We start from the raw sequence: 1462 nt of genomic DNA, 5'->3' as shown, positions 1-1462 counted from the left end.
ACGCTACTAATCTAAACTTAAACTTATCATCAATTCAACTAAGCAGAGTCGAACCTAAAAATAAAGAGGATTTTCAAAATACAAATGTTAATTCCTTCTCTTCTAAACCTTGTGTCAATAATGTTAATAAAATGCGCAAAAAGACAGTTTTAGTAATTGGAGGAACAACCAATGCAATTTTAAAGATGGTTAATGAATTGAATCAACGAAATAATTTTTTAAAAGATTATCCCCAAGGTTTTCAAACAACGACTCTTATTGTTGATGAAGCAAGTATGATGGTATTTCCTCACTTTCTAGCATTAGCAACATTAGTCAAAAATGATGGTGAAATAATGTTAGCTGGAGACCATCGACAACTTACTCCTATTATTACCCATGATTGGGAAAATGAAGACCGTCCTCCTGTTGTATATTACCAACCCTATGTTAGTGCATATCAGGCTATTCAAAACTTAAAATAAAACTCAGATACTCAAATTCCTGATGCAGCAATATTATGTTCAGCTTTAAATTTTACCTTCCGTTTACCCCCAGTTATTCGCGAACTTATTGCACGTCTTTATAGCAAGTTAGATAATATTCAATTACGAGGCAAAGAAAAAGATAAAAATATAGAAGAAAAAGAAATAAATGGAACTTGGGAAAAACTTTTACAAGGAAATAGAGGTCTTTATTTTGTTTTTCATTCTGAGCGAAAATCAAGACGTAGTAATCAACTAGAAGTAGAAATAATTAAAAAAATTATTGATGCAGGTCGAGAAATTCCTGATGGAAGTATAGGAATTGTTACCCCACATCGTGCCCAAAGAACCCTACTGAAAACAGAGTTAGCAGATTATTATGAAAATGCTATTGATGTGATAGATACTGTAGAAAAATTCCAAGGTGGCGAACGTCCAAATATAATTGTTTCTGCTACAGCAAGCGATCCGTCTGCTATTAGTAAAAATGTCGAATTTATCCTGAATCTTAATCGCTCAAATGTAGCCTTTTCCAGGGTTCAAGAAAGATTAATTGTTGTTTGTTCTAAAACTCTTTTAGATTATATTCCAGCAGAATTTGAACATTACGAAGAAACAATGTTATGGAAATCTTTACGTTCCCAATGTTCAGAGCTTATTTTTACTGAAACTATTAATGAATATAAAGTAGAGGTTTTTACGCCTCCTTTAGAGCAAATAACCAAAAATTTAAACAACAAGAAAAGTGCAGAATAGAGTTGTCAAAATAATTATTAAATGGTGTGTTGTTCACAAAAGATAGAAAATCTGTATAATTGAACTATCAGGACTTACGAAAAAGACGGAATTATATACCATTTTTAGGGTTTAACGGTTGTTAACCCCTACTATATTTGGTGGTTATGGGTAATTCCTGAACTATATAAAAATGCTAATGGCTAATTAATTTTGCTTTACTAATATTAGCCATTAGCAGTAAATATTATTCACTGCTAATA

At 31.5% G+C, this 1462-nt stretch carries 2 protein-coding genes; both read left to right on the top strand.

All coding sequences use genetic code 11. From position 1 onward, the window contains the following. Positions 1-464 (top strand): AAA family ATPase (locus tag F6K13_RS32935; protein ID WP_287289896.1); only part of this gene is annotated, 464 nt, incomplete at its 5' end. A gap of 15 nt (positions 465-479) precedes the next feature. Continuing rightward, entirely contained in the window at positions 480-1220 is a 741-nt protein-coding gene (locus tag F6K13_RS32930; protein WP_353735752.1) for a C-terminal helicase domain-containing protein, read from the top strand. The last annotated feature ends 242 nt before the right edge of the window (positions 1221-1462 follow it).

The sequence above is a fragment of the Okeania sp. SIO2B9 genome (genome assembly GCF_010672505.1).
GTDB lineage: Bacteria > Cyanobacteriota > Cyanobacteriia > Cyanobacteriales > Microcoleaceae > Okeania > Okeania hirsuta.
Note: the sequence above shows the minus strand (reverse complement) of the source record. Positions and strands in the feature narration are given on the sequence as shown.